Consider the following 16253-nt stretch of genomic DNA (forward strand, 5'->3'; position numbering starts at 1 on the left):
GAATAGCAAGATCTGATGTTTCGCGGCAGAAGCATCAACATCCGTTTGGTGATGATGGCGGAAGGGAACCACGCGTACCCATCCCGAACACGAACGTTAAGCCTTCCAGCGTCGATGGTACTTGGACCGCAGGGTCCTGGGAGAGTAGAACGTCGCCAAGCGGATGCATGACACCATGACTCCATTCGATAACATTCCCTGATAGCTCAGTTGGTAGAGCACTCGACTGTTAATCGAGTTGTCACAGGTTCGAGTCCTGTTCGGGGAGCCACTCTTATTTTGGAGAGGTGTCCGAGTTGGCCGAAGGAGCACGATTGGAAATCGTGTAGGCGTCACAAGCGTCTCGAGGGTTCGAATCCCTCTCTCTCCGTAGAACTGCAGAATAAGTATTCGCAAGGCCCGTTGGTCAAGGGGTTAAGACACCTCCCTTTCACGGAGGTAACAGGGGTTCGAATCCCCTACGGGTCACCAGCATGGAGGCTTAGCTCAGCTGGGAGAGCATCTGCCTTACAAGCAGAGGGTCGGCGGTTCGATCCCGTCAGCCTCCACCATGATTGCTTTTTGTTTAACGACGCGGGGTGGAGCAGCCCGGTAGCTCGTCGGGCTCATAACCCGAAGGCCGCAGGTTCAAATCCTGCCCCCGCAACCAATTTTCTTTCGAGGTATGAACCTCGAGAGCGAATAACTTAGTGTGGAGCCGTGGTGTAGAGGCCTAACATGCCTGCCTGTCACGCAGGAGACCGCGGGTTCGAATCCCGTCGGCTCCGCCATTATTTGTTAAGCATAGTCTGAACTATAATATAATCGGTACATCGGATAGCTCGATGATAACCGAAATTTTGTTTTGCGCCGTCGTAGCTCAGCGGTAGAGCAACGCACTCGTAATGCGTAGGTCGGAGGTTCGATTCCTCTCGACGGCACCAGTAGTTTTTAGCCTGTGGCGGTCGTGGCGAAGTGGCTAACGCATCGGATTGTGGCTCCGACATTCGAGGGTTCAATTCCCTTCGATCGCCCCACTACATATTGGGGATTAGCCAAGCGGTAAGGCAACGGACTTTGACTCCGTCATGCCTAGGTTCGAATCCTAGATCCCCAGTTTATTGATTTCTTTGGGTAGCTGTAAGAGCCATTAGCTCAGTTGGTAGAGCACCTGACTTTTAATCAGGGTGTCGTAGGTTCGAGTCCTACATGGCTCACCATTTTCTTTCACTTATCAGGTATGCGGAAGTGGCTCAGGGGTAGAGCATCGCCTTGCCAAGGCGAGGGTCGCGGGTTCGAATCCCGTCTTCCGCTCCATAAACGAATCAGTCACAACCTCGTACTTGATTCGAAAGATGTTTCATGTTTTAATTGATCTCAGTTGTAATTATTATGCGGAAGTGGCTCAGGGGTAGAGCATCGCCTTGCCAAGGCGAGGGTCGCGGGTTCGAATCCCGTCTTCCGCTCCATCTAGACTTGCCGGTATGGCGGAATTGGCAGACGCGCGCGACTCAAAATCGTGAGGGAAACCGTGGGGGTTCAAGTCCCTCTACCGGCACTTAAACTATCGGGACGTAGCTCAGCTTGGTAGAGCACCTGGTTTGGGACCAGGGGGTCGCATGTTCGAATCGTGTCGTCCCGACCATTCATTTAAGCGGGTGTAGTTCAATGGTAGAACTCCAGCCTTCCAAGCTGGTAGCGTGGGTTCGATTCCCATCACCCGCTCCATCAAGTTCCAGTAGCTCAGCTGGATAGAGCAACGGCCTTCTAAGCCGTCGGTCGGGGGTTCGAATCCCTCCTGGGACGCCATTTCATCAACATCGCTTATTATAAGCGTTACGAATCATAAACGTTGTAAATGATCGGATAACCAACTCCACCAAATTAGTTAACGCTAATTTGGTGGAGTTTTTTATTGTTTTCATGGTTACTTGCTTTATTGTACCTTAAGTTCCGCGTTTGGCATCAAGACCGATTCAAGTTGGACCCATGTAAGGGGATGCCGAACACTGTGGAACGATTTTCCTTGATTCCGGGGAAAGGGCAGTGTACAATACGTTTAGTATTAACGTTAACCTGAATTTAAAATTAAAGGTTAACGTAAGTGAATGGAGTACAGGATGAGAAAAGGTCTTTTTGTAACAGGTACGGACACGAATGTAGGAAAGACATGGGTGACGGCGGCCCTGGCAGCCTATACGTTCCGAAAGCTCGGGGGACTTCCGAGCCCAGTAGAAATTTGGAAGCCGGTGCAATCCGGGGTACAACTGGGCGATCCGGATGCCGATAGCTTTCGGCTCGCGTACGGGAGCGGATTGCCGCAAACGGAGCCGGAGACAGTCACGATTACCTTACGGGAGCCTTTGGCGCCTTGGGTAGCCGCAGAACGGGAAGGAAAGACGATCGGATGGGCCGCGCTTGAGTCGGAAGGACGGAGGCGAATGACGGAAGGCGGACCGCTGCTGGTGGAAGGGGCTGGCGGCTTGTTAGTTCCACTAACCGGGGACCGTACGGTTGCCGATTTGGCGCTGGCGCTGGGGCTCCCGCTGCTCATTGTGGCCCGCGCCACGCTCGGGACGGTCAATCACACGCTGATGACGATCGAGTGTGCCCGAAGCCGCGGCTTGGATGTAGCCGGGGTGATACTCAACGGATATGAGGAAGAGAACGACACATCGCTGGTGGACAACGTTCGCATGATTGAAAGGTTCGGCGGCACCTCCGTGTGGGCGACGCTGCCGTGGATGCCGATGGAGCGAATGCTTTCGAACCCGATCGAATGGGGAAAATGGAGGCACGTGTGGACCGAGCTATTAGAGGAGCGTTTGCGCTGGAACGAAATCGGGCGCTTTTTTGAAGGGGAACCGATGGTTTAAGGTTGTTAAGAATTCGAATGTTGAGGGGATATCGAAATGATACAGGTACAAACGGATTGGAACGAACTGGCCGATAAGGCGATTCGGGGCGAGCTGCTGACGATGGAGGAAGGCTTATCCGTACTGGAGGCGGATGATGACGAGCTGCTAGCGATGATGCAGGCTGCTTTTAGGGTAAGGCGGCATTTCTACGGAAAAAAGGTGAAGCTGAATTTGATCATTAACGCCAAGAGCGGATTATGTCCCGAAGACTGCGGTTATTGCTCGCAATCCATCGTGTCGAAGGCCGGGATAACGAAATATCCGCTGCTGGATAAGAAGACCCTTGTAGACGGCGCACGCAAAGCGATGGAGCTGAAGGTCGGGACCTATTGTATTGTCGCTAGCGGACGAGGGCCGACGGGTAAGGAACTGGATCAGGTGGTCGAAGCGGTTCGAGAAATTAAGTCCGAGATGCCGATGAAGATATGCGCCTGTTTAGGGATTTTGAGCGAGGAGCAGGCATTGCGGCTGAAAGAGGCCGGGGTGGACCGCTACAACCACAATTTAAACACGAGCAAGCAAAATTTCGCCAACATTACGACAACCCATACATATGACGATCGTGTAGATACGGTGGAGAAGGCGAAAGGGGCTGGCATGTCGCCGTGTTCCGGCTGTATTATCGGGATGGGGGAATCGAACGAGGAGATCGTGGAGATGGCTTATGCGCTGCGTGAGCTTGATGCGGATTCGATTCCGATCAACTTTTTGAATCCGATCCCGGGTACGCCGCTTGCGGACACCCGGGAACTGAATCCGCGTAAATGCTTGAAGGTATTGGCATTGATGCGTTTTATAAATCCTGGGAAAGAGATTCGGGTAGCCGGTGGACGCGAAGTGAATTTGCGTTCGCTGCAAGCATTAGGGCTATATGCAGCCAATTCGGTGTTTGTGGGCGATTACTTAACGACGGAAGGCCAAGAAGCGACGGCCGACCATCAGATGATTGAAGATCTCGGGTTCGAGATCGAGCTGTGTGCCCTGTAGGGATCGCCCGAATGAGCAGAGCGGCGTTGGAATGGATGCAAAAGGAACTGGCTTCTTACGAGGAACAAGGGCGCTTGCGCACTTTAGCGGAATGTGAGCCGCTGGAGACAGGTTGGCTGCGGAGGAACGGAGTCCGGATGCTGAATCTCGCCTCCAACGACTACTTGAGTCTGGGAAGCGAAGGCGACGATCTACATGAACCGGAGCAGAGCGCTGCGTCGGATGGCCGGGAGACGGAGAGAGCCCGCAGAAGTACGGGATCGACCGCCTCGCGGTTAATTGTCGGCAATCATCCGGAGTATACGGCGTTCGAAGAGGAATTTGCGGCTTACAAAGGAACGGAGAGCTGTTTGTTGTTCGGCAGCGGATACTTGGCTAATGTCGGCGTGATCCCGGCGCTTGTCGGACGTCATGACGTCGTGTTCGGCGATCGGCTGAACCACGCGAGCCTTGTCGATGGGATCGTGCTTAGCCGCGCCGAGCATAAGCGATACCGGCATCGCGATCTGGATCAGCTGGAGACGATGCTGCGGAGCACCCCGGCAGGCCGGAAAAAGCTGATCGTCACCGATTCGATCTTCAGTATGGACGGAACGGTGGCGCCGCTGTGCGAGCTCGTTTGGCTGAAGGACCGTTACGGCGCTATGCTGATGGTTGATGAGGCGCACAGCGGCGGTTTGTACGGCGAGGAAGGCCAGGGTCTGGTACACGCGCTTGGGCTCTCCGGGCAGGTGGAGGTGCAAATGGGCACGTTCAGCAAAGCGTACGGCGTTTACGGCGCCTATGTAGCCGGCGAACACCTGTTGAAGTCCTATCTGGTGAATGCGGCGCGCAGCTTCATTTATACGACAGCCCTCCCGCCGGACCTTGTAGCCACGATTCGTAGACAGTGGCGGCGTGTGCGGCAGGAAAGCTGGCGCCGACGGGTGCTGCAGGAGAAGGCGGCGATGTTTCGATCGATACTGCGGCAGCACGGGCTGGATACGGGGCAAAGCGAATGCCACATTGTTCCTGTTATCATCGGCGGGAACGAGGAGACATTGCGTATGGCGGAGCGTCTGCAGCTGGCCGGCATTGCCGCTGTGGCGATTCGTCCGCCTAGCGTCCCGGAGGGGACAGCCCGGATACGTTTTACGATCATGGCGGGACACCGGGACGAGGATTTGAGATGGGCGGCCAATCAAATCGTAAAATGCCGTGAACAGGCGGGAGGGGCATGAGGATGGATTCGGCGGAAAGACGTGATCGGCGCGTCTTGTGGATTCATGGTTGGGGTATGTCCCCTCAGGTATGGAAGCCGATATCGGGACGGCTAGCGAAAGATACCGAATGGTCTCATCACGAATTCTCATACGCCGGATGCCGAATCGTATCCTCCTTATTCGAAGCACTCGAGCATCGGATAGCTGAGCTGCGGCCCGAGGCAGTGGTTGCCTGGTCGATGGGCGGCTTGCTGCTGCTGGATTGGCTGACCCGTCGCTATCGTGATTCGGATGGCGGAAGCGATTGTAAGCCGGGGGAGCATTCGGAATTAAGGAAACTTGTCTTGATCGGGGCGACCCTGCAGTTCACGGATGCTGATCGCTCCCGAGGGTGGCCTCTGCGAGTGCTGGAGCGGATGCAGGCGAGACTCCGTACACAACCGGAAGACGTGCTTCGACAGTTTGCCGCTTCGATGTTTACGGAAGCGGAACGGGAGGAAGGGAGCGCCCCGGAGCGGCTGCTGCAGCCGGATACGGATATGTCGGCGGAAGGGCTGCAGGCGGGCCTTTCCTATCTGGCCGCGGCGACGGTACGGGAAGCATGGTCCGACGAGCTGCTCCCGCGGCTGGCAGCCGGCTCCCTGCGCGTGCTCTGGATACACGGGGAGTACGATCCTGTGTGTCCGATCGGGGCCATGCCGGAGGACGCGGATGGCTTGGAACGGGTAGTTATGAGAGCGGGGCATGCTCCATTCTTGACGCAACAGGCAGCATTTTATGAGCGGTTGAGGGGATTTCTGAATGACAACGATAAGGGTGGATAAAAACCGGGTGAAACGTCACTTCGATCGCTATGCAGACGACTACGACCGGAATGCGCTTGTACAAATCGGCATGGGAGAGCGGTTATTGGAGCTGATCGAACAGCGAATTTCCCCGGATCGGGTAGGACATATCCTGGAAATCGGCTGCGGCACCGGCAGATTGACTGCTTCGCTGTTGACACGGTTTCCTAAGGCCCGCGTGTATGCGGTCGATCTTGCGCCGCAAATGGTAAGGCTGACGCTGGAGCGCTGTTCGGCGGAAGCGGAGGCGGGTAGACTGGTCGTGGTATCGGCGGATGCGGAAGGGCTGACAGCGGAGCATTTCAGAGAGCTCCGGCTCCCGGAACAGGCGGATTTGATCGTTTCGAGCGCGACGGTCCAATGGTTCAACGAGCCTGCTGATACGATGCGGGCTTGGCTTCGTATGCTGAAGCCGGAGGGAGTCCTTGCGTTCGCGACGTTCGGACCGCGAACGTTCCACGAGCTGCACGATTCGTTTACGGCAGCGGCGGAATCGCTGCAGGCGGCGGGACGGCGGCGAGGGCAGCATTTTCTCAGTTTGAGCGATTGGGAGTCGCTGCTGGATGGCGCATCGGAGGAGGTCACACGTGCGTTTACAGGCGAAGAGACGATGTACGAGCTGCATTTCCGCGACGTTCGCAGCTTCTTGTACAGCGTGAAGAAAACAGGCGCAGGCAATGCCAATCAAGAGCCGGCGGGTGGCGGCGGAATTAGCCGTAAGCTGCTCGCGGCCATGGAGAAAGCATACGTGGAACGTTACAGGGAGCCTGAAGGCATTCGGGCGACGTATCATTTGCTGTACGGCCTGTTCGGGAAAGGCTGATTTTTTATGGCGCGAGTCTGGCAAAATACCCTGATTTCACGTATAATAAGGTCAAGCAAGGGCTCCGGAAGGAGCTTTATAAAGATAAAAATTTAAACGTTTAAACGGGGAGTGGCGAGTGGTGAGCAGTTTGTTTGATTTGACGGGAAAAGTAGCCTTGGTGACCGGAGGCGCCGTAGGCTTGGGCGGAGGTATCTCGCTCGGCTTGGCGAAGGCGGGAGCAGATGTTGCGATTGTGACCAGCAACGATCGTTCACGCGAAGTGCAGCAGCAGATCGAGGCCATGGGCCGCAAGGTACACACGATCGTCGCTAATCTGATGGATGAAAGCGCGCTCGAAGGCATCGTTCAAGAAACGCTATCCGTGTTCGGCAAAATCGATATATTGGTGAACAATTCGGGAATTGTCCGTCGTACGCCGGCAGCCGACCACGCTGCGAGCGATTGGCACGACGTGTTGAATTTGAACCTGAATGCGGCATTCTTCCTTTCCCAGCTCGTCGGCCGCGAGATGATCAAGCAGGGTTCGGGCAAAATTATTAATATCGCGTCGATGCTAAGCTTCCAGGGCGGTATCAACGTACCGGGATATACCGCATCCAAGCATGCGATTGCCGGTGTAACCAAAGCGCTGGCGAACGAATGGGCCAGCAAAGGCGTTCAAGTGAACGCGATTGCCCCCGGTTACATGTCGACTGACAATACCGTGGCGCTGCGTGCGGATGAAGAGCGGAGCGCGCAAATTCTGGTTCGAATTCCGGCTGGGCGTTGGGGAACGGCAGAAGATATGGAAGGGCCTGTCGTCTTCCTTGCCTCGAAAGCGTCTGATTATATGAGCGGTCACATATTGTGCGTGGACGGAGGATGGATGACAAGATAATGAATATGAACAGGTCTACCCAACAAGAACAAATGTTTGTGCCGGAAATTGTCACATTCGGAGAAACGATGGCCTTAATGCTGCCGGAAGACGTTAAAGGCATCGAATATTCCTCTCACTTCCAATCGTTGTTCGGCGGTGCGGAAAGCAATGTCGCGATCGGCGTAGCCAGGCTCGGACATCGCGTTGGCTGGTTCGGCCGGCTCGGCAAAGACCCGCTCGGCCGGATGATTGTGAAGAAAATCCGCGGCGAGGGCGTCGACGTGTCGCGTGCCGAGCTGACGACAGAAGCGCCGACAGGGCTGATGCTGCGCGAAATCATTTCCGGCAAAACGTCGGTATACTACTACCGCAAAGGCTCGGCGGCCAGCCTGATGAAGCCGGAGCAGTTGGACGAATCGTATATCAGCCAAGCCCAGTATTTACACGTCACGGGAATTACGATGGCTTTGAGCGAAAGTGCCCGCGAGACCCTGAAAGAATCGGTTCGCCTCGCCAAGAAGAATGGCGTGAAGGTATGCTTCGACCCGAATTTGCGGTTGAAGCTGTGGTCGCTGGAAGAAGCCCGTGGCGCATTGCTGGAGATGGCGCAGGAAGCGGATTACTTTTTGCCGGGGCTTGATGAGTTAAAGCTGCTGTATGCGACGGAAAGCTTTGACGAAATCATCGGCAAGCTGCGCGAGCTGCCGGGCGTGTCGATCGTCAAAGGCGGCGAAGACGTCACGTATATCGTCGATAAGACGAGCGTGACGGAAGTGCCATATTTCAAAGCCGAGCGTATCGTCGACACTGTGGGCGCGGGCGACGGCTTTTGCGCCGGATTTATCGCCGGGCTGCTGAAAAATTACAGCTTGGCCGAAGCAGTGCGGCTCGGTAACCTGATCGGTTGTATGGTCGTTCAGAACGAGGGCGACTGGGAAGGGATTCCGACCTGGGAGCAGGTCGAAGCGTTCTTGAACAATGAGAAGCATGTGGAACGGTAGGTAGAACGGCAAGTCGGGAGAACGAAGCTTAACCGTAAGCAGGAAGCCTATAAAGAACGAAACTATAGGGAACGAAATTTGAAGGACGGAGACTCGAGATGAAAAAAATTAAACTGCTGCAGCAAATCGTAGAAGGAGGCGTCGTCGCGGTGCTTCGCGGCGATACGCCGGATGAAGTGGTGGAAATGGCCGAGCAGGCGATCGCCGGAGGCATTAAGGTGATCGAGGTAACGATGACCGTTCCGTTCGCGCTGCAAGCGATTGAGAAGCTGGCCAAAACGTATTCGAGCACGACAAGCGACCCGTCCAAATACGCGATTATCGGCGTCGGTACGGTGCTTGATCCGGAAACCGCGCGCGTCGCCATCTTGAGCGGTTCGGAGTTTGTTGTCGGTCCGTCGTTCAACCCGGATACGGTGACACTGTGCAATCGGTACCGCGTACCGGTGATGCCTGGCGTTATGACGATCCAAGAGATCCAGCAGGCGCTTGAGCTCGGCGTTGATGTCGTGAAACTGTTCCCGGGCAACTTATACTCCCCGGGGATGATCAAGGCCATCAAGGGACCGCTGCCGCAGGCGAATATTATGCCGACCGGAGGCGTTTCATTGAGCAACCTCGGTGAATGGATTAAAGCCGGCGCTGTTGCTGTCGGCATCGGCTCGGATTTGACGAGCGATGCGGTGAAGGCGGGCGACTACAGCCTCGTGGCGAAGAAGGCGGCGCAGTACATCGACGCTTTCCGTGCGGCTAAGGCGTAGACACAAGCGACGGCAAAGGGATTTGCCGAAGCAAGCGGGTGCAGTAAAAGTAAACAAGCAGGAAGTTTGAACCGTGGTGACGGTTTCGAGCTCCCTGCTTGTTTGTGTTATAAAAAAATCCCTCAGCTTTCATAGCCTGAGGGATGGATAGGGTTATGGCAACGTCCTATTCTGTTGCGACCGATTGATCGGCTTGTAAACCGACTGGTGCGATACGAACGAAGCTTGTTTCCAGGTTGTTCAGCAAATGATCCACCTTCGCCGCGGCTTCCGTTTGACCGGAGTTCGCCAGCTCAGTGCGGTAAGCGCCGAGCAGCTCGTTCAAATCTTTGATGCTTTGTGGGCCGATTGGTTCGATTTTTACTTTCGCGCCTTTGGCAATACGACGTTCGATCGCAGCTTCATCGAGACCCATCTCCGGCACGAGGCGCTGGTAAATCACGCCGCCGGTCATCCCTGCGCAAATCCAAGGACCCGGATCGCCCATGACGACGGCGCGGCCGTTGGTCATGTATTCGAACGCAAAGCCTTTCAGGTTGGCGCGGGCGGCAAGACCGCCGAGCTCGTCTTTCAACGGCGTCGTAATTTCTCCGCCGAAGACAACGTCGGCGCCGGAGAACCGGATGCAGGCACGGGTGTCCGCATTGCCTTGGATCAGGAACAAGCCGCTTTGCGCGCCGTATCCGAACGATTTACCGACGGAACCGTTGATGAATTGGTTGTGCTTGCCCGGTGCTTTCAGGATGGCGACTTTACCGCCGAGCGCCATTTTGCCTACGCCGTCTTCCGCACCGCCGTGTACCGTAATGTCGACTCCGCGAGCGTTGAAGGCGCCCAAACCGTTACCCGGTACGGAGCCTTCCGTAATCGCGATGTTGACCGGAGGCAGTTCGTCGTAGCTTCCGTCGAAACGGTCGCGTACGCGATGGCTCGCATAACGGCTGCCGAGAATCCGGGATTCGGCATCGATGTTGCTCCAAGTGCGGTTCACCGGAGCGTCGAAGGAGACGGATTCCGGGAACAAGTCGAGTCCTTCTGCGCCTGCCGCGATACGGATATCGGACGATACCGCAGCCGCCACTTGCGCTCGCGCTTCTTGCGCAGCAGCGAAGGAGAGCGGAGCCGGACGAAGCAGATCGGACAGATCGATGCGATCCAGATGGCTTACTTGTTTCAGCAGGTCGGAACGGCCGACCAGCTCTTGAGCGTCTTTGAAGCCGAGCTGTGCGACGATTTCGCGAATTTCTTCGCCGATGCCGCCGAACAGACGAATGAGCGATTCAACCGCCGTTTCGTATACGCGAGGAACGAAGCGGCGCAGGCCTTTCTCTTCGGCTTCCTCAAGCGAATCGATTTGTGTGGCGATACCGACATGACAGGTGTCGAGATGACAGCCGCGGCAAGTCGTACAACCGATCGATTGCATCGCGATGGAACCGAAGCCGACGCGGTTGGCGCCGAGCATGAACATTTTGACCACGTCCACACCGGATTTCATACCGCCGTCCGACCACAATTCCACTTGGTGGCGAAGACCGGCGTCGATCAAGGCGAGGTGCGCCAGCTTCGTACCGATTTCGGTCGGCAAGCCGACGTGTGTGATCGAGTGAATCCGGGCCGCGCCCGTACCGCCGTCGAAGCCGGACAACGTAATGACGTCTGCGCCTGCTTTCGCAACGCCGACAGCGATCGTGCCGACACCCGGAACGACAGGAATTTTGACGATAATTTTCGCTTTGCGGCCGCTTGCTTCCTTCAGCTCGGAGATGATTTGCGCCAAATCCTCGATCGAGTAAATATCGTGGTTGTTGGACGGCGAAATCAGGTCGGAACCGATGGTTGCATTACGGGCAAGAGCGATTTTGGCCGTTACTTTGGAGCCCGGCAGGTGACCTCCTTCGCCCGGTTTCGCGCCCTGGCCGATTTTAATCTCAAGGAACGCTACGGCGTTCGCGAGCTCAACGTTCACACCGAAGCGTCCGGATGCGACTTGCGCGCCGCGCGTCCGTTTGTAACGTCCGAGCATATCCTTGATCTCGCCGCCCTCGCCGTTCATGGTAACCATGTTCAGTCGCTCGCCCGCTTCCGCGTAAGCGCGGAAGGCTGTTTCGTTCTGTGAGCCGAACGACATGGACGAGATCAGGATCGGCAGATCGTGGCCGCCGATGCCGATGTTGACTTGCGAAGGATCCAGCGGCTTGCGCCCTTCGGCGTATGCTTTCTCCATATCGAAATCCGCAACGTGACGGATGGAAATCGGATTTTTCTTCTCTTCTTCGCGAAGCTTGTCACGGTAGTCGCTGTAAGGCGCCGCGCCGGAGGCTGCGTCGCCGAGCGCTTTCCACATGCGCTGGAAGAAACGGAAGTTCTTCGCCGCTTTCGCTTTCGGGTTGGCGAAATCGTTGTAACGGGCTTCGGCGTCCGCTTCAAGCTCGGCAAAGCCGGTGCCTGCTTTGTCGCTGCCCAAGTAGTTGACGATGTCGAGCACTTCCGCCAGTTCCGGCTTCAAGCCGATCGACGAGAAGAAACGGGTGTAACCGCGCAGCTCATGCGTACCGATCGTGGAGATGACTTTCTCCAGACCTTTCATCAAAGCGGTGAATACTTTGCGAGCGGCCGGCGCACCGTTCTTGGCGGATGCCGTCGCGAACATCAAATAAGGAGACAATACATCCGCACCGAGTCCACAGGCTACGGCGATGTCATGCAGGCTGCGAATCGCGGCGCTGCGCAGCACAAGCGTCGTCTGGCGGCGAAGGTTGTCGCCATAGCCGAGCTTCTCGCCGCGAAGCGCGATATCGACCCTGGATACCGCAAGGTGCGGATCCATCCACAGGCGGTCGTTCTGATGCGCCTGGCTGTCGTCCAGGATAAGCAAGGCTGCGCCGTTCTTAACGGCGGTTACGGCATCAGCGGCAAGCTGATCCAATGCGGCTTGCAGCGAGGTGCCGCGGGCGAATGTCGTCGACAGCGTCGCTACGGCATTGCCGCCTTGCGCTGCGAACATTGCCTTTAATTGCTCGAAGCTAGGCTGCTTCAGCTCGGTAAGAGAATCTACGCCGTTGCTGCCTTCCAGCACGACCGGATACAGCAACTCCATGCGCAGGCGGCTATCCGGCTGTCCGTATACTTTCGGACGGGGACCAACGACGATGCGCGTGGAGAAATGCTCCATCTCGCGGTCACGGTCAATCGCCGGGTTGGTGACAACCGCGACGCTCTCTTTAATATAATCGGGAATGTTCACGCGCTCCCAAGCCAGCGCCGCATGAGGGCTGTCATGACCCAGGGAACGGATCGGCTCCGCGCCGGTTTCGGCGGTCGATTCGATCATCTGGATCCCGTCGCGGTCCCAGCCGAAGGCGCTGTACAGCGAATCGGTAGGCGTAACGTCGGCGGATTGCTCAGCTTCGACAGCCGGAATTTCGTTATTCAAATGTTTGCGAAGGCCTTCAAAGCCGATGCGTTGTTTAGCGCGTTCCAAGACAATGCTCTGCACTTCATGGTAAGGAATCACCTGCACATGCTCGCCCGGCGTCAGGACGACGCCGATTTTCTCGCCCGGGGCGATCGGCTTCGGCTCGGCCACCATTTCGCCGACCGTAATTACGCCTTGCTCGGAAGAGAAATAGAGGGACGTGTCGCTTTCGACCATCCATACCGGACGAAGACCGAGCGCGTCTACGCTGAAAATGCACTCGTTGCCGTAACGCGATACGATGCCGGCCGGCCCTTGAGCATAGTGGCCCCATGCTTGGCGATAATAAACATACAGATCCTGCATTTCCGGACGGAACTGCTTCATCTCGTTCAAGATCGGAGGGAATACGATTTCCATCGCCTCGAACAAGCTGATGCCGGAACGGTGAATGAACGTTTCAATCGTCCGGTTCATGTCCTGGGAGTCGGAGCCGCCGTCTACGAGCGGAACACCGACCATGTCGGCTTCCAGACGCATCTTCTTCACCGTGTTGATCTCGCCGTTGTGCCCGAGAAGCGAGAACGGCTGCACGCGGAAGAAGCTGGATTGCGTATTAGTCGAATACCGGTTGTGTCCGATCGTTACTTGCGCCGCGAACAGCGGGTCGCGAGTGTCGTTATAATATTTGGGAAGAATGCTGGCCGCGCCCATCACTTTATAGGCGGCCGTCACGTTGCTGAGCGTGGCGACGTGCACGTTATACTTGGCTTCGATCGCTACGTGAAGTTCGAACAATTGATCGGCGACCTTCACTTCCTGCTTGTCGCAAAGTCCGGCGATTTGCCAGAAGGTTGGCTCGTCGTTACGGCCGTTCGGACCGAGCACGCTGCTGTCCACTTGATTTTCTTGCTCGAGCAAGATGTTTACTTGGAATTGCGCGAACAATTCGCGGATGCCCTTCTGCATATCGGCAACAGAAATGTCCAACTTACGCGGAACGAAGATATGACCGACGGAGAAACGTTCATCGTAAGCGAGCTTGCCGTCCAAACCGGCATCCGTCAGCTTCTTTTCCCACAGTGCGCGGGGAATATCGGTCAAAATCCCGCAACCGTCGCCTTCACCGTTAATAAACCCGGAGCGGTGCTCCATTTTAACGAGAGCGTCGATCGTCTTTTGAATGTTATCGCGGGATGGATACCCGTCTTTCTCTACAATACAAATGATACCGCAGCTGTCATGTTCCGTAGCGAGCAAATTCTGAAAGCGGCCCTCATCGCGCATTACTTGGTTCATTCTCGTGGTCAGCAGGCTGACCTTCACCTCCCATTAATTTTGTTGCCAGCATTCGTTCTGAATAAGAAGGCTTGTCATGCATTGAAAAAGAAAGCGGACAACCGAGCGGCAGAAACAAATGAATAAATATACATTTATACTGCATAAATGAGGTGTTCGGCGCTTTCTCAATCCACTGGAAGATAGACTCAACAGGGCAATAATAAAAAAATAAATGTGCCCACGTCCACACAATGAGCGCATATCTTCTGGGCTATCACGGCAAAAACCTCACATCTGGTGTTACATTTAGCCGATTTTTTTGAATTGCAAAGTAGTAATAGAATACCACGAAATCGAATGTGAGACAATAGAACATTGCACCTTTCGACAAGATGTAAGCGTTATCTATTTTGCATAATTGGTGAATAAAGGGAAATTTCAGATAAAATTAAAAAAACGATTAAAAACGAACGAACTATTATCGTAGACTGATAATAGTTCGTGATTTGGGTGATAAATGGAATTTATTGTGAAGCCTGCCGGCGCTGCGTTTGCGCCATCGCTTCAAAAGCGCGATCCGCTGCTTCCAGGGTTGCACGGACATGATCTTCCGTATGGGCCGTCGTCAAAAACCATGCTTCGTACTTCGATGGCGCCAGACATATGCCTTGCTCAAGCATGAGTCTGAAAAATAGGGCGAACTGTTCGCCGTCCGTATCCTGAGCCTCATCGTAGTTCGTCACGGGGTGGGCGCAAAAGTGCGTCGACAACGCACCGCGGATGCGGTTCACGGTTAACGCGATGCCATGTGCGTCGGCAGCTTGAGCGAGTCCGTCTCCGAGCATTGCGCCCAAGCGGTCGAGCCGCTCGTAAGTGCCCGGCTCTTGCAGCGCTTCGAGGCAGGCGATGCCCGCCGAGATCGAAGCCGGGTTACCGGCCATCGTGCCCGCTTGATAAGCGGGTCCGAGCGGTGCGACCTGCGACATGATCTCGGCGCGGCCGCCGTAAGCGCCGATCGGAAGGCCGCCGCCGATAATTTTGCCCAGCGCGGTCAGGTCGGGCTCCACGGCGGCGAGATCGGTCCCCTCCGGTAAGCCCGCAAACGTCTGCGCCGCTCCGTAATGGAAGCGGAACGCTGTGATGACCTCGTCATAGATGACGAGGGAGCCGTTGCGGCGTGCTGCGGCGCATAATCCTTCGAGGAAGCCGGGCTTTGGCATAACCATCCCGAAATTGCCGACGATGGGCTCGACCATGACGGCAGCGACGTCGCTGCCCCAGCGGGAAAGAGCTTCTTCCAGCGCCGGCACGTCGTTGAACGGTACGGTAATCACCTCGTGCGCGATGCTGTTCGGAATGCCCGCACTATCCGGAATGCCGAGCGTGGAAGGTCCGGAGCCGGCGGCCACGAGCACCAAATCGGAATGTCCATGGTAACATCCGGCGAACTTGATGATTTTATTCCGTCCGGTGTAGGCGCGCGCGACGCGAATGGTTGTCATGACGGCTTCGGTGCCGGAGTTGACGAATCGAACCTTGTCCATGGAAGGGATAGCTTGTTTCAACATCCGGGCGAAGGTAATTTCCAGTTCCGTCGGCGTCCCGTATAACGTACCGTTCTCGGCGGCGCGGCAGATGGCGGCGGTCACGTGCGGATGCGCGTGACCCAGAATGATCGGCCCGTAAGCGGCCAAGTAGTCGATGTATCGGTTATCGTCCGCGTCCCAGAAATAAGCGCCTTGCCCGCGCTTCATAAAGACGGGGGCGCCGCCGCCTACCGCCTTGAACGAACGGGACGGGCTGTTGACGCCGCCGACGATGTGCTCGAGCGCTTCACGGTATAATTCTTCCGAATGCGGACGTCCGGCTGTTTGCTTGAACAAGTTCGGTTCATTACTAGTTGACATGATGAATTCGGGAGCCTCCTTAATGGGAACAGGTTATTGTTCATGTAAATCGACCTGCAGGATTGATTACGGTGTAGTGACGGCATGACCTGCAATCCGGATGCGATCGCTGCCGGGTGACAGGCACGCCCGGCAGCGCCGCGCGGATAGCTGGCCGTGAAACGGCTTGCCCATAGAAGCATCGATAACATGGATGCTTGGCATGCGCCAAACCTCCGATCGGTAAAGTTTGAATTATTATATCGAAATAAGCCGCACAATCCAAGGTA

At 55.9% G+C, this 16253-nt stretch carries 11 protein-coding genes, 16 tRNA genes and 1 rRNA gene; 25 read left to right on the forward strand and 3 right to left on the reverse strand.

The features are described 5' to 3' along the window. The first annotated feature begins 44 nt into the window (after nucleotides 1–44). The 25 genes from rrf to JMF85_RS06920 all read left to right on the forward strand — a co-directional run bounded on the left by rrf (nucleotide 45) and on the right by JMF85_RS06920 (nucleotide 9378). Nucleotides 45–161, forward strand: a 5S ribosomal RNA gene (rrf, locus tag JMF85_RS06800). Between the two features lie 34 nt (nucleotides 162–195). Next, nucleotides 196–271 (forward strand) — tRNA-Asn (locus tag JMF85_RS06805). A 10-nt stretch (nucleotides 272–281) separates the two neighbouring features. After that, nucleotides 282–370: transfer RNA gene (locus JMF85_RS06810), tRNA-Ser, on the forward strand. 26 nt (nucleotides 371–396) lie between these two features. Further along, nucleotides 397–471: transfer RNA gene (locus JMF85_RS06815), tRNA-Glu, on the forward strand. A gap of 4 nt (nucleotides 472–475) precedes the next feature. After that, nucleotides 476–551: transfer RNA gene (locus JMF85_RS06820), tRNA-Val, on the forward strand. 21 nt (nucleotides 552–572) lie between these two features. Next, a tRNA-Met gene (locus tag JMF85_RS06825) sits at nucleotides 573–649 on the forward strand. A gap of 44 nt (nucleotides 650–693) precedes the next feature. Then, a tRNA-Asp gene (locus tag JMF85_RS06830) sits at nucleotides 694–770 on the forward strand. A gap of 78 nt (nucleotides 771–848) precedes the next feature. Further along, nucleotides 849–923, forward strand: a tRNA-Thr gene (locus JMF85_RS06835). Nucleotides 924–940: 17 nt separating this feature from the next. Then, nucleotides 941–1016, forward strand: a tRNA-His gene (locus tag JMF85_RS06840). Between the two features lie 8 nt (nucleotides 1017–1024). After that, nucleotides 1025–1096 (forward strand) — tRNA-Gln (locus tag JMF85_RS06845). A 27-nt stretch (nucleotides 1097–1123) separates the two neighbouring features. Then, a tRNA-Lys gene (locus JMF85_RS06850) sits at nucleotides 1124–1199 on the forward strand. A 22-nt stretch (nucleotides 1200–1221) separates the two neighbouring features. Further along, nucleotides 1222–1296: transfer RNA gene (locus JMF85_RS06855), tRNA-Gly, on the forward strand. A 77-nt stretch (nucleotides 1297–1373) separates the two neighbouring features. Continuing rightward, nucleotides 1374–1448 (forward strand) — tRNA-Gly (locus JMF85_RS06860). Nucleotides 1449–1457: 9 nt separating this feature from the next. Beyond that, a tRNA-Leu gene (locus JMF85_RS06865) sits at nucleotides 1458–1537 on the forward strand. Between the two features lie 10 nt (nucleotides 1538–1547). Beyond that, nucleotides 1548–1624 (forward strand) — tRNA-Pro (locus tag JMF85_RS06870). A gap of 9 nt (nucleotides 1625–1633) precedes the next feature. Then, nucleotides 1634–1707: transfer RNA gene (locus tag JMF85_RS06875), tRNA-Gly, on the forward strand. 4 nt (nucleotides 1708–1711) lie between these two features. Continuing rightward, nucleotides 1712–1788, forward strand: a tRNA-Arg gene (locus JMF85_RS06880). A 311-nt stretch (nucleotides 1789–2099) separates the two neighbouring features. After that, nucleotides 2100–2855: a dethiobiotin synthase gene (gene bioD, locus JMF85_RS06885; protein WP_127610036.1), complete on the forward strand. Its 756-nt coding sequence runs from the start codon at nucleotides 2100–2102 to the stop codon at nucleotides 2853–2855. A 36-nt stretch (nucleotides 2856–2891) separates the two neighbouring features. Continuing rightward, nucleotides 2892–3884: a biotin synthase BioB gene (gene bioB / locus JMF85_RS06890; protein WP_127610034.1), complete on the forward strand. Its 993-nt coding sequence runs from the start codon at nucleotides 2892–2894 to the stop codon at nucleotides 3882–3884. An 11-nt stretch (nucleotides 3885–3895) separates the two neighbouring features. Next, on the forward strand, nucleotides 3896–5104 hold the full coding sequence (bioF, locus tag JMF85_RS06895; RefSeq protein ID WP_054798020.1) for an 8-amino-7-oxononanoate synthase: 1209 nt from the start codon (nucleotides 3896–3898) through the stop codon (nucleotides 5102–5104). Between the two features lie 2 nt (nucleotides 5105–5106). Next, nucleotides 5107–5910, forward strand: coding sequence for an alpha/beta fold hydrolase (locus JMF85_RS06900; protein WP_201317955.1), 804 nt, complete (start codon nucleotides 5107–5109; stop codon nucleotides 5908–5910). Continuing rightward, nucleotides 5888–6754 carry a malonyl-ACP O-methyltransferase BioC gene (gene bioC, locus JMF85_RS06905; protein ID WP_201317956.1) on the forward strand — a complete coding sequence of 289 codons (867 nt, stop codon included), beginning with the start codon at nucleotides 5888–5890 and terminating at the stop codon, nucleotides 6752–6754. Before JMF85_RS06900 ends, bioC begins: the two co-directional genes overlap by 23 nt. A 121-nt stretch (nucleotides 6755–6875) precedes the next feature. Beyond that, nucleotides 6876–7634: a 2-dehydro-3-deoxy-D-gluconate 5-dehydrogenase KduD gene (kduD, locus tag JMF85_RS06910; protein ID WP_127610026.1), complete on the forward strand. Its 759-nt coding sequence runs from the start codon at nucleotides 6876–6878 to the stop codon at nucleotides 7632–7634. A 5-nt stretch (nucleotides 7635–7639) separates the two neighbouring features. Continuing rightward, nucleotides 7640–8617 carry a sugar kinase gene (locus JMF85_RS06915; protein ID WP_127610040.1) on the forward strand — a complete coding sequence of 326 codons (978 nt, stop codon included), beginning with the start codon at nucleotides 7640–7642 and terminating at the stop codon, nucleotides 8615–8617. Between the two features lie 98 nt (nucleotides 8618–8715). Then, entirely contained in the window at nucleotides 8716–9378 is a 663-nt protein-coding gene (locus JMF85_RS06920) for a bifunctional 2-keto-4-hydroxyglutarate aldolase/2-keto-3-deoxy-6-phosphogluconate aldolase (RefSeq protein WP_127610024.1), read from the forward strand. A 166-nt stretch (nucleotides 9379–9544) separates the two neighbouring features. Here JMF85_RS06920 and JMF85_RS06925 read toward each other — a convergent pair whose 3' ends face one another. The 3 genes from JMF85_RS06925 to JMF85_RS06935 form a co-directional block, all read right to left on the reverse strand. After that, nucleotides 9545–14095 (reverse strand): glutamate synthase-related protein, encoded by a 4551-nt coding sequence (locus tag JMF85_RS06925; protein WP_230876353.1) that lies wholly within the window; start codon nucleotides 14093–14095, stop codon nucleotides 9545–9547. Nucleotides 14096–14601: 506 nt separating this feature from the next. Further along, nucleotides 14602–15984 (reverse strand): glutamate-1-semialdehyde 2,1-aminomutase, encoded by a 1383-nt coding sequence (locus tag JMF85_RS06930; protein ID WP_141336592.1) that lies wholly within the window; start codon nucleotides 15982–15984, stop codon nucleotides 14602–14604. A 66-nt stretch (nucleotides 15985–16050) separates the two neighbouring features. Continuing rightward, nucleotides 16051–16188, reverse strand: coding sequence for a hypothetical protein (locus JMF85_RS06935; protein WP_155615694.1), 138 nt, complete (start codon nucleotides 16186–16188; stop codon nucleotides 16051–16053). Nucleotides 16189–16253: the final 65 nt, after the last annotated feature.

Source organism: Paenibacillus sp. EPM92, assembly GCF_016586185.1.
Taxonomy (GTDB): domain Bacteria; phylum Bacillota; class Bacilli; order Paenibacillales; family NBRC-103111; genus Paenibacillus_G; species Paenibacillus_G validus.

Bases quoted from the DNA above. Each gene is read 5' to 3' on its own strand.
- bioD (WP_127610036.1), top strand. From the start codon at position 2,100: ATGAGAAAAGGTCTTTTTGTAACAGGTACGGACACGAATGTAGGAAAG.
- bioB (WP_127610034.1), top strand. From the start codon at position 2,892: ATGATACAGGTACAAACGGATTGGAACGAACTGGCCGATAAGGCGATT.
- bioF (WP_054798020.1), top strand. From the start codon at position 3,896: ATGAGCAGAGCGGCGTTGGAATGGATGCAAAAGGAACTGGCTTCTTAC.
- JMF85_RS06900 (WP_201317955.1), top strand. From the start codon at position 5,107: ATGGATTCGGCGGAAAGACGTGATCGGCGCGTCTTGTGGATTCATGGT.
- bioC (WP_201317956.1), top strand. From the start codon at position 5,888: ATGACAACGATAAGGGTGGATAAAAACCGGGTGAAACGTCACTTCGAT.
- JMF85_RS06915 (WP_127610040.1), top strand. From the start codon at position 7,640: ATGAACAGGTCTACCCAACAAGAACAAATGTTTGTGCCGGAAATTGTC.
- JMF85_RS06920 (WP_127610024.1), top strand. From the start codon at position 8,716: ATGAAAAAAATTAAACTGCTGCAGCAAATCGTAGAAGGAGGCGTCGTC.
- JMF85_RS06925 (WP_230876353.1), bottom strand. From the start codon at position 14,095: ATGAACCAAGTAATGCGCGATGAGGGCCGCTTTCAGAATTTGCTCGCT.
- JMF85_RS06930 (WP_141336592.1), bottom strand. From the start codon at position 15,984: ATGTCAACTAGTAATGAACCGAACTTGTTCAAGCAAACAGCCGGACGT.
- JMF85_RS06935 (WP_155615694.1), bottom strand. From the start codon at position 16,188: ATGCCAAGCATCCATGTTATCGATGCTTCTATGGGCAAGCCGTTTCAC.